We start from the raw sequence: 13,992 nt of genomic DNA, 5'->3' as shown, positions 1-13,992 counted from the left end.
CGCTGATCTATGCAAAAAAGCCGGTTCCCTAGGGAACCGGCTAATCTAACGAGGCAGCTATCCAGACAGTACGCATGTGGAATAATCCTATTCCAATGCGTCACCGTAGACAGCAGCCGCGTATACATTTCATTGGCCGATTACTTCCCTACGCTGGTATGATCCAGATCAGGTGCAAAGGGTCCGGAATCTTGCACGATTCCATCTCAGCCCGGCATTACAGGCTCCCCCAGTAACTGTGATACTTCTATTCACATGAGGCGGCTATAACAGACATCCCGCCATCCTTACCAGACTACTTTAAATTTATAGCTTTGGCAACCCTTCTAGGTTCACTTTACCAAGGAGACACTCCCCATCAAATCACTCTGCTTGCTTCAACTGTGTTCATTCTTGTTACGGAAGCATAAGCCCCATTTCCTTCGCCGCTTCAATCAAAATCGGAGCAAAGTCATGTAGCGTCTCGGGTGCAAGCCGACTGACCGGACCGGATACAGATAAAGCCGCAGTGACCTGTCCCTTCCGGTTTACAATTGGCGCAGCCACAGCAGCAGCCCCTGGCTCCCGTTCTTCATAGCTGGTCGCATAGCCCTTCTCGCGGATGTCCTGTAGCTGGGCTTTATAGACCTCCGGGTCTACCGAGGGCGGCCATTCATCCCCGCTTAGCAGAGCTTCCAGCTCCTGCGGCGGCATAAAGGCTGCCAGCACCTTGCTGGAGGCCCCTACAGCAAGCGGCATACGCGCACCTACAGGCGCGACCCTGCGAATCGCCTGATTGCTCTGCACGGCTTGTATGCGAATACGCATGCTGCCGTCCCGTAAGTACAAGCTGACCGTCTCGCCCAAACGGTCACGTAATCCTTCCATTGCAGGCTGTAACAACACCGCCGGCTCGTCACTTTGGGACAAATGCGTGGATAGCTCCCAAATGCGGAAGCCAAGTCGATATTTTTCCGTTTCGGCATTCCGAACGACAAAGCCCCGATCCTCCAACGTAGTCAGCAGCCGATGAACCGTGCTTTTATGTAGACCAATTTTGGAGGCAATCTCCGTCAGGCCAAGATCCGAATCTGCGGTAAAACACAGCAGTATATCAAGTGCACGCTCTACAGCGCGAACGGTTAATTTACGGTCTTCCATCGTGAACCGCTCCTCTTGTATCCATATTCGTTTCACACTATGAAACATGGTTACATAAATTATATAGAATAGTCGCGGCTACTGTAAACCGATGTTTTTGTGACAACCATATTACAGAACGAGAACAAACATCGACAATTCTTTGCATCATTTTTACTTTTCCGGTTCAGGCGTTGACTTTGGATAATCCCCATCATACGATAATAGGTATCTATACGGATCTACACTATCATTTTCAAGTGGAATTATACCTATATTCTATGAAACGAAGATCAATTTTATATAAGGAGGCTCTTACATGATTTCGACATCCCAGCGCAACTCTCAGCTACAGACCGCTGTTCAGGAGCCGTCCACCCCACTCTTTAATCCCCGTCTGCTGCGGTTCAAGCACGTTGTGATTGCTCTGCTGCTGTCGGTCGTCTTTTTTCTGTTGTTTTGTTTTATTGCCTTGCATGCTTACATCGCATGGGTACTTACGAATCCCACCGTTGCACCGCTGTACTCTAATCCGATGCAGGCCAAAAGCATGCCTTATGAGGAAGTCAGCTTCCCTGCCAAGGATGGTAGCCGCATGGTACAAGGCTGGTATATCCCAGCGGATCAATCGCGGAAAACGATTATTTTCAGCCATGGCTATGGAGCTAACCGCGAAGAAAGCTGGATTCCCATGTATGATCTGGCGCATTATGCCCACAGTTTGAACTTTAATGTAGTCATGTTCGATTATGGATTCGCGTCACAAAACAGCAAAGCAGTCGCGACCGGAGGCAAAGCGGAATCCCAGCAACTTCTCGGGGCAATTCAGCTTGCGAAGCAACGCGGCTCGTCGGAGATTATCGTATGGGGCTTCTCTATGGGGGCAGGAACCGCTCTTCAGGCGGGCTTGCAAACCAAGGATGTGGACGCAATGATTTTGGACAGCACCTTCCTGCTGGAACCGGATACGCTGTACCATAACATTCACAATCAAATTAATCTGCCAAGACATCCGTCTTTGGAAATTCTGGAGTTGCTGTTTCCAGTTTTGAACGGCACCAGCTTGCATCAGATTCCATATCAGGAGGTTAAAAAGGAAAACTATCCGTTCCCGATCATGTTTGTGCATGGTACACAGGATGAAAAAGCTCCTTATCCTATTGCGGAAAAGCTCGCTGCCAATCAAACTAATCCGCTTTCCAGTGTATGGATTGTTAAAAACGGGATACATGAGCTTATTTTCAGAGAGCACCCTCGTGAATATTTGCGACGGGTATCGACGTTTCTAAGCAGTGTACAGGAGCTGGAGGACAAGAAAACCGTCGCTGATGCCCACAAACAAACGACTACGAAGTAAATTTTTCGAAGAACTGTATTCTATTCTTCGCCTGGAAGAAGCCTGCCTATGGACACTTAACCCGTGCCGTAGCTGGGTTTCTTTTTCGTTTTCCATGGTTATCCATTGTTCTACGTAACAGATGTGACCGGATTAAGGGAGTTCATAGACATATTCCCGATGGGACAGCGAATATACTGGGTACGTATGCATCCAGGGCAGATCTGCCAGATCCGCCGGATAGCCATAGTAGGATACGGGAGGTAAAAAACGATGCTGAGTACTTATGGGTCTTTCCTGCCCTTACGTGTGCTGGAGGAAATTCGGCATTGGAAGCAGCAGGAAAGTTGGCATGTGGAAGTAATTAAATCCGCTACCGAGGGACTGGAGCCTACTTATGTACGGCTGCTGGATGATTGGCGGACTGTATTCGAACAGACGGAACGCACCGCCATAGAGTTGCTAGAAGAGCAACGGAGCGCACTCGATCCGGCAGATCAGGCGTGGCATCAGGAATGGAAACAGATGTCGGCTGCTCCACAAGCACATACACACGAATTCACTGAACATTCAAAACAGTCAAGGGGATTAGACGCGACATCATCTGTAAAGATACCATTGACAGAGTCAGCCTTAAACTCTCAGCCTGACTCACAAGAACTAAATCGTCGACTGGACGATTTGCTGCAAACCGCAAACCGTCAGTCACAGGAGTATGTACGACAGCTCGGTCTGCTGAGCGAGCACAGTCATGCATTGCGTCAGCAGCCAAAATCCGCCGGAGTTGTATTACACGCGGCACATGAAAGCCAATATTTCCTGATCTCGACAACCCCCTTTCAAGAACCCGGCTCCATCGCAAGGGCTGCTAGGTTGTATCATGTAGCGGAAGAGGGTGCGAATTACCCAGAGGAATCGTTTCGAGAACGGCAGGCAGGCATAAGGGGAGAAGGCGCATGGACGACTAAAAGCGTCAAATCCAGCCAAGCGCAACCTTCGGCAACGGAAAAAACCTCACCCGGCCGGCCGGTTCCTATTGGGGGACATCGGCTACCGCCGCTCCCTTACCCCTATAATGCGCTTGAACCGTATATTGATGAGAAAACGATGCGTATTCACCATGATAAGCATCATTTGAGCTATGTGAATGACCTGAATAAAGCGGAAAAGAAGCTGGAAGAAGCCCGAAAAACAGGTGATTTTGACCTCGTAAAACATTGGGAACGTGAACTGGCATTCAACGGCGCAGGCCATTATCTGCATACTCTTTTTTGGACGATCATGAGTCCTCAAGGCGGTGGAAACCCAAGCGGACCGCTGGCTGAACAGATTAAAAAGGATTTTGGCAGCTACGATGCATTCAAAAAGCAATTCAGCTCGGCAGCCGAAAAGGTCGAGGGTGGCGGCTGGGCTATCCTGGTATGGAGTCCACGCGCGGGACGGCTTGAAATTTTGCAGGCCGAAAAGCACCAGAATCTGACTCAATGGGAGTCCATTCCGCTGCTGGCGATAGATGTATGGGAACATGCATATTACTTAAAGCATCAAAACGAGCGCAACAAATACATTGAGGATTGGTGGCATGTCGTTAACTGGCCAGAGGTGGAGGCGCGCTATACCCAAGCCTCCAAACTGAGATGGCAACCCTTCTAGAGGTTGTTCAAAAAGTCGTCTTTCCATAACGAAGCTAATCAAGAAGCGGATTCGACGTCGAATCTTGAATTCAGCCAGGCCTTCCGTTGCTCACGTAGATCTGTCTACGCTCCCCTACTCAGTCCCTGGCTTCATCCAACCTTCTCGATCCTGAAAAGCCGACTTTTTGAACACGCACTAATAGGCTTCTAAGCTAAATAAAAATTACACCTGCAAATCGTATCGCTCTCTGAGCGCTGCTATTTGTTCGGTCAATCCTTCCGGGTGTACCAGCCAGCCATCGGCAGGTAAAATGGCTGTCCGGCTCTCAACAACACGGCGCAGAGATGCCGTGTACGCCTCAACAGACGGCACGCCAGCCAGCTCTGCCAGGCTACCCATCGTTGCTGGATTCACCCGAGGGTAATCCTGCTGCTGCACGCCTGCCGACGTGTCCCCGGCTGCCTCTGTATAGAACTGCTGCACCGCCTGTGCACGCTCTGCACCGCTGCCCTCAATCATCACGAAGGCTGTGATGATATACGCCTTGGCTTGGCGCCGCTGTGCAATGCCGCAAAACTTGCGGCCCCGGACGCTGACATCGTAATCCCCGGGACAGAAGGACCCGGGGATTTCTCCGGTCTGCGCCTCGCCAGACCACGGAACCAGCGCATCGGCAATTAGCGCTGCCATGAGCCGAAAATCTTCATGCAGGCTGATGGCCCGCTGTGGATTCGGCAGGATCAAGGACAGGTTCAGTACCCCCCTGTCCAGCATGACGGCTGCTCCACCCGAGGGGCGTACGCATACCGAGGTTCCCGCGTTGCGCACTCGCTCCATCGCCTGTGGGGCGTAGGGAAGCCTTCGGTCCCGGTGACCGATCACAAGCGCTGACGGATGCCGCCATAGATGCAAAATGGGTGTAGCTCCTTTCCCTACTTGCCGACAGGCCAACTCCTCCCAAGCCAGCGGAGACAAAACATCCTCCTGAGTGGCCGCGAGTGGCGTTTCAAACCACTGCAACTCAGGCAAAGCTGTTGTTTTTTCTGTTGATCTATGTACATTCTCCATACGTTATCCCCTATCTTAAAAATAACTGTTATCCATAGGCAAATCGTAATTTTAAGGTAGCTATCCCGTCGTCTCTATTTCTGATGTTAACAAAAAAAGGTGGCTACGCCTATGCGTAAACCACCCTTTTTTTGTTCATCACATAAACGTCTTGCGATGTTCGATCAATCCTTGAGCAGCGACAAAAACTCTGCGCGCTGCGCTGCATCATCACGAAACGTACCGCGTACTGCAGACGTTACCGTTTTGCTACCAGGCTTTTTGACACCTCTTGCACACATGCACAAGTGCTCGCCTTCCACGACCACCATAACCCCGTGAGCGGAGACCGCTTCATTTAAAATATCAGCGATCTGTGATGTAATACGCTCCTGTACCTGCAATCGGCGGGTCACTGCCTCTACCAGACGTGCAAGCTTGCTCAGTCCTACAATTTTGCCGCTGGGTACATAGCCGATATGCACTTTTCCGAAGAAAGGAGCCATATGGTGCTCACACTGGCTGTAATAGACGATGTCCTTCACGATCACAAGCTCCTCGTGATTCTCGTCAAATGTCACACCCAACGCATCCCGGGGATCAACCTCATAACCCGCAAATATTTCCTCATACATGCGCGCAACGCGTGCCGGTGTTTCCAACAACCCTTCACGCTTGGGGTCCTCACCGATCAGTTGTAAAATCTGCTCCACATGGTACTCGATTTTATCCCGGTTATCCGCAGCTTTGCGGTTAATATAATCTTTTACGCCAGCCACAGTAATCCTCCTCTATGCAGCAACCTCATGCGGCATCCGTGCTCTCGTTGCTCATTATTTCCGACGGCCCTGATTTTTACGCGGACCAGGCTGATTTTTGGAGAACTGTTGGTTCTTCATCATCTGCTGGGCTTTTTGCATTTGTTTCCCATTCAAGTTGTAACCCATCTGTTTGGCCATTTTTTGCAGCGTTTCAGGGTCGTTTTGCATCTTTTCAAGCTGTTTACGAAGATAATAAGCACCGATGAAAAATCCCCCAACCAAACCAGCAATCAGGGTAATAATCGGAATGACAATATTCCACACCACGAAGTCGTCACCTCTGTATATTTATATGAAACATCTTGAATTGCACGAACCTATCATAGCAAAACATGGGACAGCTAGCAAATCACTTTTTGCAAACATATGTCCTTATTGTTTCTCCAAATCCAGCAGCTTCGTCTTGACTGGTAAGCCTCCTGCATAACCGACCAAACTTCCGTTTGCACCCGATACCCGGTGACATGGAAATAGAATGGGTAACGGATTTTTGTTATTGGCTCCACCCACAGCACGTACCGCCTTGGCTCGTCCGATCGATTCCGCAATATCTTTGTAGGACACACTTTGCCCGTACGGAATATTTTGCAGTGCACGCCATACCTGCTCTTGAAAAGGAGTGCCTCTCAAATCATAGGCTATACTGAATTCCCGTCGTTCTCCCGCAAAATATTCACGCAATTGGTCTGCGGCTTCGCGCAGTTTTTCCGGCTCCTGCACATAGACATATTCCCCAATCCATGTTCGGGCCCATTGCTGAAGCAGTGCTTCCTTTGCATGAAAAACGCCATAGTCTATTCGGCACAGCCCCCGATCCGTAGCGCACAGCGTCAACGTGCCCACAGGTGTCTCCATCTCATCATAATAAATGGTGGTTGGACCCTGTGAATCCCCGGCCGTTACTTCTGATTTTGGTAATTCAGACGCCTTTTGCTGTTCTGCCTGCTCTTGTTCCTCTAGTTTGGAATGCGCTTGCGCGATCATTTCGCGTACTTTCTCATGTTGTTCCTTCTCTGATGCTTGCTTGATCGCTGTCATAGCGTTTTCCCCTCCTATTCGACTCAAAGCCCACGCCGCCGTGCCTCGCAGCTCGGGACGCGGATCATTCAATAAAACCTCCGTTAACTTGGGCACTGCGCTGATATCCTTGAAATTGCCCAGTCCAATGACTGCATTGCGTTGAATGGGCTTCTTCCCTCGCCAAGCCGCCGCACTTTGTCCAAATCGGTCTTTGAATTCACGGTTGCTCAAATCCAATAACGGCAGCAGCAACGGCTTCACAATTTCAGGATCGGGTGTAAGCTCGGGATGGTGATCCCAGTTGAGACCCCGATTTTTGGGGCAAACCATTTGGCAGGTATCACATCCGTACAGCCGATTCCCTATCTTCCGCATAAACTCCTCATCCAGAAAGCCCTTCGTTTGCGTCAAAAAGGACACACATCGCTGGGCATTCAGCTGTCCAGGACCCACAAGTGCGCCCGTAGGACAGGCATCCAAACATTTGGTACACTCGCCGCAACCATCCGTTACCGGTTCATCTGGCTGGAAAGGAATGTTCGTCAACAGCTCACCTAGATAAATCCATGATCCTAGCGTCGGTGAAATCATCATCGTATTTTTGCCGCTAAATCCAATCCCTGCGCGTTCCGCAACGGCTCGATCGGACAATTCTCCGGTATCCACCATGTTTTTCAATATGGCATCAGGTACCCGCTCACTTATAAAAGCCTCAAGCTTTTCCATCGCTTCGCGTAGTACCAGATGATAATCTTTCCCCCAGGCTGAACGTGCCAAAATACCACGGTACTTCCCCTTGTCCGACTTCGGCGGGTCCTTCATTTTGGAAGGGTACGCCACCGCAATAGCAATCAGAGATGCAGGCTGTGAGCCATACAGCTCCGGGTAGATCCGCTTATCAATATCTGGCTCTTCAAAGCCGGATTCATAGCCTTTCGCACGATGCTCTTCCAATATAGCTTTCAGAGACAGAAAGGGGTCGGCGGATGCGAACCCGATGGAGTCGATACCCAGCCCTGGAGCTGCCTCAATAATTTCCTGCTTGAGCGAAGCCCAAGTCGAAGCGGTTCCGGCAGCCGCCTGAGTCAATCCGCGTTGCATCCGATACTCACCTCTCTTCCACTTTTTATCATTACAGATATGAGGATTTGCAAAATTCTCATATCTCAAATTTCAACAGAAAACAGCAGCAGATGCTACCGTAAATTTTTAACAGCACTGGTCGCCAGAAAATCACAGCGATTATTCAGTTCATTGTCACTGTGCCCCTTAACCTTCACATATTCAACCTCATGCTTACCCATCAGTTCCCACAATTCTTCCCATAGTTCCTTGTTCTCCACTGGCTGATTTTTACTGTTGCGCCAGCCATTACGAAGCCAATTCTTAATCCAGCCCTGTTTGAAGCAATTGACGACATAGGCAGAGTCACTGTGTACTTTCACATGGCAAGGCTCCTTGAGCAGCTTCAGTGCTTCAATCACGGACTTGATCTCCATACGGTTGTTTGTCGTCATTTTCTCGGCACCTGACAGCTCTTTACGATGTTCCCCATACAGCAAAACAATCCCCCAGCCCCCAGGGCCCGGATTTCCCGAACAAGCACCGTCGGTATATACCATCACTTCTTTCATAATCCTCTTCCTTTCCTAATCGGTAACCGTCTGCTCCGTCATGATCCTGATCGGTTCGGACGTGTTCCGCATTCATTTCAGACTTTAGTTGCTCTATAGCCATTTCCACTCAGATATCGGCCAAAATATAAATTCTGCACGTCCCAGTAAATCTTGAGATTTAATGCTGCCAAAATAGCGGCTATCCTTGCTCGCTGCATTATGGCGATTATCTCCCATGACAAAAAAGTGCTCCGGCTCCACCGTAAAAGGACCATAATCACCATCCTCCACGTCAGAGTTGGTGTAAGGTTCATTTAGCAGTTCACCGTTCACATACAAATGATTATGTTCAACCCGAATTACATCTCCGGGAATACCTATGACTCTTTTCACTAAAAATCTTGGACTCGACAGCTTGGAATCGGGATCTTTTAAAATCACAATGTCCCCCCTGCCCGGATCATGAAAATTATAAACCAGCTTGTTGACGAACAAATGCTGGCTTTCCATTAACGTCGGCTGCATCGAATGTCCTCTGACCGTGGACAAGTTAAATACAAACAGGTTCAGAAGCAGCAAGACGACCATGGCGATCAGAAGAGTGACTAACCAATCGCGTATGTAACCAGAGCGACCTGCTGGTTTGGACGTTTCCGGCGAGGGAAGTGGGCCTGACGAAGGAGCCAAAGCGTCCATAATTAAACCTCCTCAACCCTGTTATAAATAGAAAAGCATATCCCGTACCCGATTGCAACGGTTACTCAGATATGCTCTAAATGTAAATATTATACTTAATGTTATTCAATTCTCTTTATTTCGATTCCCGATTAATGAGGCGCCAAAATACTCAGCTTCTGAAAAGCCTGTAAAATCTGGCTTGCTCCATAGCCCATCGCTTCGTACAAAGGCATGGCCGCACTGTTATGCTTGTCCCCTGCTACCCAAATACGGCTAACCTTACGTTGCTGAAAACGCTGCTCCATGGATTCCACAAGCGATTTGCCGATTCCCATCCGACGACGATCCGGGTGAATAGCGATACGATAGTAACAACCATCATTCTGATCGATCGTGCCGATCAAAGCACCAACGATCTCACCCTCTTCTTCTGCAACGATGATCAAACCGGAATCCCACGAAAGCTGACGTGCAAACGCACTCACCGTCTCTTTGTAGCACTCCTCTGACAAGGCAATTTGCATGAGTTCCGTTACTGAGTTCACATCACTTAATTGAAAGGAACGAACGTGCATAAGTAATATCTCCCTTTTCGTAAGCATAATAAAAAAATTGAGACAGCACCGTCATTTTTACATAAATCCTTAAATTTCTTATCATGGTGTTAATCACAAGGCATTATGATAAAAATGCATACGATCTGCTATATATGAAATGAAGAACAGGAAAAGGGTGTATGCCCTCAAGTTCGTCATGTCATAGACATGACAGATTATAGCAGACGACAAAAAAGCCGAAATTTCTGCTTCCTTGAACATTAAACCATACTTTTTGATGGAATACATCCCTTTTTCTCATGTAAGCGCTGTATATAAAGCGTTTACATTTTAATGTTCACAATTTACCTCTTATTACCTATGTATTATGTATTCCAATCGGGTTTTTGGACATGCTAACTACCAGGCCGTATTGCCCAGTTTGCTATTTTACAAACAAAAATGTTGATTAAATAGGCTGAATGCGGTTTAATATAACTGTCGAGGGTATTATTACATAGGAACACTTACCCAACCATATAACCAGGAGGGATTTTACTATGGCATTTCAATTACCAGAACTTCCTTACGCAAAAGACGCACTGGAACCGCACATTGATGCACTGACAGTAGAAATTCACCATGATCGTCACCATAACACATATGTAACGAACTTAAACGCAGCTCTGGAGAGCGCTCCTGAACTGCAAAGCAAAAGTCTGGAGGATCTGATCTCCAATCTGGACAGCGTTCCTGAAAGCATCCGCACTGCGGTTCGCAACAACGGTGGTGGACACCACAACCACAGCCTGTTCTGGGAAGTTATCGGTCCTAACGGCGGTGGACAACCGACAGGTGCTATTGCTGAAGCAATCAGCAACGAGCTGGGCGGCTACGACAAATTTAAAGAAGACTTCACTAAAGCAGCTACAACACGTTTTGGTAGCGGCTGGGCTTGGTTGGTTGTCGGCAAAGACGGCAAACTGGCGATCACTAGCACTCCAAACCAGGATAGCCCGCTGTCCGAAGGCCTGACTCCGGTACTTGGACTGGACGTTTGGGAGCATGCTTACTACCTGAAATATCAAAACAAACGCCCAGACTACATTGCAGCATTCTACAATGTAATCAACTGGGATGAAGTAAACAAACGTTACGCGGCTGCAAAGAAATAAGCCAGTAACAACATCTCTATCCTATAATAAAGGGCTGTCTCAAAAGTAGATTTTCTACGAATGAGACAGCCCTTTTGGCATTCCATGGTAAACTGATGGAGATGATTCTTAAATACAGTCCCTGGAGGTTGATGGATGCAGACTTTTTTTCGTTACAACTGGATAATTCGGGAACAATGGTACCGCTGGTGTGAAGAGGTGTCGCAGGAGGAATTACTGAAACAACGCGTCGGCGGAGTCGGCGGCATTCTAAAGACACTCTTTCATATCGTTGATGTGGAGTGGAGCTGGATTCAAACGATTCAGGGTAAACCCGACTTTCAGGAGAACTTCTCTCTGTATGATACGCTCGACAAAGTCCGTGAGCTGGATGCAAAGTTTCGACTCGATGTCGAGCCGTTCGTGCTCACCTGGCATGATGGTCTGGAACGAAAAAGGTTTGAAGATCACCTCCCGGACGGCAGAATTGTAATTGATGCCTGGGGCGAGGTGATGCGCCATGTCATTGCCCACCAAATTCACCATATTGGACAGTTGTCCATATGGTCTCGGGAGCTCGGCAAGCCTCCGGTTTCGGCCAATGTAATTGGCAAAGGACTGATTGAGAGCGATGGTAGCATCGATTAGCTTTAAGCAGTAAATATATATACATGTGAACAAAGGGCCGTCCTCCGTAGTTTTTAACTACGAAGGACGGCCCTTTTACTTTTTTTATATGTTTCACACTACATAAGAACTGCCTGCCGTCGCACACTCATCTGATACTGCTTAGGCGTAATGCCATATTTCTTTTTAAATAGACCAATAAAGTAAGAAACGCTCTCATAATTCAAATCAAAAGCAACCTCCGTTACATTTCTGTGATGGAGCCATTGCTTGGCGAGCTGCATCTTTTGATTCGTAATATAGTCAAGTGGAGTTAAACCGGTTATTTTTTTGAACTGATTCGTAAAATTGGCATGTGACATGTTGTAGTTATCCGCCAAATCCTTCACATGCCTGATGCCGGGCAGTTGCTCCTGAATGTCACGAATCGCGCGGAACACAGGATGTCGGTCATTCGTGAGCAAATGCTGTTCAAGCACCTGCATCTGTAGCAAATGGTAGGCCATTTCCTGAGCGCTTAGATCAATCAGGAATTTTCCACTCTCGGCAGGTTGTTCCATATATTGCTTGATCCGTCCCATGGAAGCGGTAAGTAAATCCGTCTTTTCGTTCAGCTCGCAGCGAACCACTGAATGAGTTGGAGTACTCTCTGAAACCTGAAATTCCTCCTCTACCACATCCCTCAGACGTTCCATTAACTGATCACTTAATTCAAATACCAGCGCCTTGGTGTGTTCTTTAATTTTCATTTCAACGCTGGACTGTGGAGGAAGTAGAATAATTTCCTGAGTATCATATTCAAAATGCTCCACTTCATTGATCTTGACTTCCTTCCTTCCCTCCAAAATAGTACACAGTTTCGGGTATTCATATGAAGCGTATTTCTCATAGTAATTCTCCGGAAGATCATAGTATAAAATTCTGATCAGATCGGTTTCATATCCATATTGAAGCTCACTATAACGATTAAAATCGCCTAAAGTCTTGGATTGTTCCATCCATCTCACCCTTTTAAAAATCACGATATTTTATAATAAAATGCGTTAGTTCCCCCCAATATGGGGCAGTATGATTAGGCTATAAGGATGGTAATGAAATCCTTTAACTCCATCATTATACCTCGACTTAACTCAAAATAATAATAAAGGTGGATGCATACGATGACAGGATCTTCAAAATTCATGATGCCGGGTATGAGTCTTATGGGCTCAGGTTCACTGGCGAATGCAGGTACAGAAATCGGAAAGTTGGGCTTTACAAATGCGTTGATCGTAACTGATAAGCCCTTAGTTGACATCGGTATTGTGAAAAAAGTAACAAACATGTTGGACGGTCTACACGTTACATCCGTCGTATACAGCGGTACTCAGCCAAATCCTACGGTTTCCAATGTGAATGAGGGATTGGACCTGCTGAAGCAATCCAAGTGCGATTTCATTATCTCGCTCGGAGGAGGGTCACCTCATGACTGCGCCAAGGGAATCGCTCTTTTGGCCTCTAATGGTGGACAGATTGGTGACTACGAAGGCGTGGATAAATCTGCGAAGCCTTCCTTCCCTTTGATTGCTATTAACACAACGGCAGGAACAGCGAGCGAAATGACAATGTTTTGTATTATTACGGATGAAGAGCGCCATATCAAAATGGCAATTGTGGATAAGCACACAACACCACTCATTGCTGTTAATGATCCTGATCTGATGATGGCCATGCCCAAATCTCTAACTGCCGCAACAGGAATGGATGCGCTCACTCACTCTATTGAAGCTTATGTTTCCACAAATGCTACACCCATCACAGATGCCTGTGCCCTCAAAGCCATTGAACTGATTCGGGACAATCTGGCTAGAGCCGTCGATGACGGAAACGACGTGGAGGCTCGCAGCCAAATGGCCTACGCTGAATTTTTGGCAGGCATGGCGTTCAATAATGCCGGATTAGGCTTTGTTCACGCGATGGCGCATCAACTTGGCGGCTTCTACAATCTACCACACGGTGTCTGTAACGCCATTTTACTGCCGCATGTAGAACGCTATAACGCCAAGGCCTCCGCCGAACGGCTTACCGACATTGCCCGTACACTCGGCGAGAAAACGGACGGTGTTACACCTGAAGAAGGAGCCAACCTCGCCCTGCAGGCTATCGAGAAGCTGGCTAAACGGGTCAACATCCCATCTGGTTTGGAAGAACTCGGTGTCAAACGTGAAGATTTTGCTGTACTTGCAGCGAACGCGCTTAAAGATGCCTGCGGAGCAACCAATCCGATTCAACCTACACAACAAGAAGTCATCGACATTTTTGAACAGGCCATGTAATTCAAAATAGTCAGAGCTCTTAACAACGAAGCCTTGCCTATACGTATCGTTATTTTATGAAATGTCAGACGGAATAAAAAAAGAACAA

14 protein-coding genes and 1 riboswitch are annotated in these 13,992 nt (G+C 47.7%); of the genes, 5 read left to right on the top strand and 9 right to left on the bottom strand.

Features of this window, described 5'->3' with window-relative positions; genetic code table 11:
- Positions 1–128: 128 nt before the first annotated feature.
- Positions 129–241, bottom strand: a riboswitch (TPP riboswitch).
- Between the two features lie 155 nt (positions 242–396).
- Entirely contained in the window at positions 397–1,140 is a 744-nt protein-coding gene (locus tag KAI37_RS03605) for an IclR family transcriptional regulator (protein ID WP_071639527.1), read from the bottom strand.
- Between the two features lie 298 nt (positions 1,141–1,438).
- Here KAI37_RS03605 and KAI37_RS03600 point away from each other — a divergent pair, with 298 nt between their 5' ends.
- Both KAI37_RS03600 and KAI37_RS03595 read left to right on the top strand, forming a co-directional pair.
- A complete protein-coding gene (locus KAI37_RS03600) occupies positions 1,439–2,476 on the top strand; it encodes an alpha/beta hydrolase (RefSeq protein WP_071639526.1) in 1,038 nt (345 codons plus the stop codon).
- A 252-nt stretch (positions 2,477–2,728) separates the two neighbouring features.
- Positions 2,729–4,108 carry a Fe-Mn family superoxide dismutase gene (locus tag KAI37_RS03595; RefSeq protein WP_220030734.1) on the top strand — a complete coding sequence of 460 codons (1,380 nt, stop codon included), beginning with the start codon at positions 2,729–2,731 and terminating at the stop codon, positions 4,106–4,108.
- 204 nt (positions 4,109–4,312) lie between these two features.
- On the opposite strand, the gene KAI37_RS03590 is transcribed toward KAI37_RS03595, so the two are convergent.
- The 7 genes from KAI37_RS03590 to KAI37_RS03560 form a co-directional block, all read right to left on the bottom strand.
- A complete protein-coding gene (locus tag KAI37_RS03590; RefSeq protein WP_220030733.1) occupies positions 4,313–5,158 on the bottom strand; it encodes a lipoate--protein ligase family protein in 846 nt (281 codons plus the stop codon).
- 164 nt (positions 5,159–5,322) lie between these two features.
- Positions 5,323–5,916 (bottom strand): GTP cyclohydrolase I FolE, encoded by a 594-nt coding sequence (folE, locus tag KAI37_RS03585; RefSeq protein ID WP_013308743.1) that lies wholly within the window; start codon positions 5,914–5,916, stop codon positions 5,323–5,325.
- 54 nt (positions 5,917–5,970) lie between these two features.
- Positions 5,971–6,225 carry a YneF family protein gene (locus KAI37_RS03580; protein ID WP_013308742.1) on the bottom strand — a complete coding sequence of 85 codons (255 nt, stop codon included), beginning with the start codon at positions 6,223–6,225 and terminating at the stop codon, positions 5,971–5,973.
- Positions 6,226–6,330: 105 nt separating this feature from the next.
- Positions 6,331–8,079, bottom strand: coding sequence for a tRNA epoxyqueuosine(34) reductase QueG (queG, locus tag KAI37_RS03575; RefSeq protein WP_076293121.1), 1,749 nt, complete (start codon positions 8,077–8,079; stop codon positions 6,331–6,333).
- 95 nt (positions 8,080–8,174) lie between these two features.
- Positions 8,175–8,612, bottom strand: coding sequence for a ribonuclease HI (gene rnhA / locus KAI37_RS03570; RefSeq protein ID WP_023986996.1), 438 nt, complete (start codon positions 8,610–8,612; stop codon positions 8,175–8,177).
- A gap of 93 nt (positions 8,613–8,705) precedes the next feature.
- Positions 8,706–9,290 (bottom strand): signal peptidase I, encoded by a 585-nt coding sequence (gene lepB / locus KAI37_RS03565; RefSeq protein WP_071639522.1) that lies wholly within the window; start codon positions 9,288–9,290, stop codon positions 8,706–8,708.
- Positions 9,291–9,421: 131 nt separating this feature from the next.
- Positions 9,422–9,847 carry a GNAT family N-acetyltransferase gene (locus KAI37_RS03560; protein ID WP_023986994.1) on the bottom strand — a complete coding sequence of 142 codons (426 nt, stop codon included), beginning with the start codon at positions 9,845–9,847 and terminating at the stop codon, positions 9,422–9,424.
- A gap of 521 nt (positions 9,848–10,368) precedes the next feature.
- Between KAI37_RS03560 and KAI37_RS03555 the strand changes: the two genes are divergently transcribed.
- Positions 10,369–10,983 carry a superoxide dismutase gene (locus KAI37_RS03555; protein ID WP_023986992.1) on the top strand — a complete coding sequence of 205 codons (615 nt, stop codon included), beginning with the start codon at positions 10,369–10,371 and terminating at the stop codon, positions 10,981–10,983.
- A gap of 135 nt (positions 10,984–11,118) precedes the next feature.
- Positions 11,119–11,610 (top strand): DinB family protein, encoded by a 492-nt coding sequence (locus tag KAI37_RS03550; RefSeq protein ID WP_071639521.1) that lies wholly within the window; start codon positions 11,119–11,121, stop codon positions 11,608–11,610.
- A 98-nt stretch (positions 11,611–11,708) separates the two neighbouring features.
- On the opposite strand, the gene KAI37_RS03545 is transcribed toward KAI37_RS03550, so the two are convergent.
- Entirely contained in the window at positions 11,709–12,587 is an 879-nt protein-coding gene (locus KAI37_RS03545; RefSeq protein ID WP_071639520.1) for a helix-turn-helix transcriptional regulator, read from the bottom strand.
- A gap of 162 nt (positions 12,588–12,749) precedes the next feature.
- Between KAI37_RS03545 and yiaY the strand changes: the two genes are divergently transcribed.
- Positions 12,750–13,904 (top strand): L-threonine dehydrogenase, encoded by a 1,155-nt coding sequence (gene yiaY / locus KAI37_RS03540; protein ID WP_071639519.1) that lies wholly within the window; start codon positions 12,750–12,752, stop codon positions 13,902–13,904.
- The last annotated feature ends 88 nt before the right edge of the window (positions 13,905–13,992 follow it).

The sequence above is a fragment of the Paenibacillus sp. S25 genome (genome assembly GCF_019454085.1).
Classification (GTDB): Bacteria; Bacillota; Bacilli; order Paenibacillales; family Paenibacillaceae; genus Paenibacillus; species Paenibacillus polymyxa_B.
The sequence above is the reverse complement of the archived record's forward strand: the minus strand, read 5'-3'. Positions and strand labels throughout refer to the sequence as shown.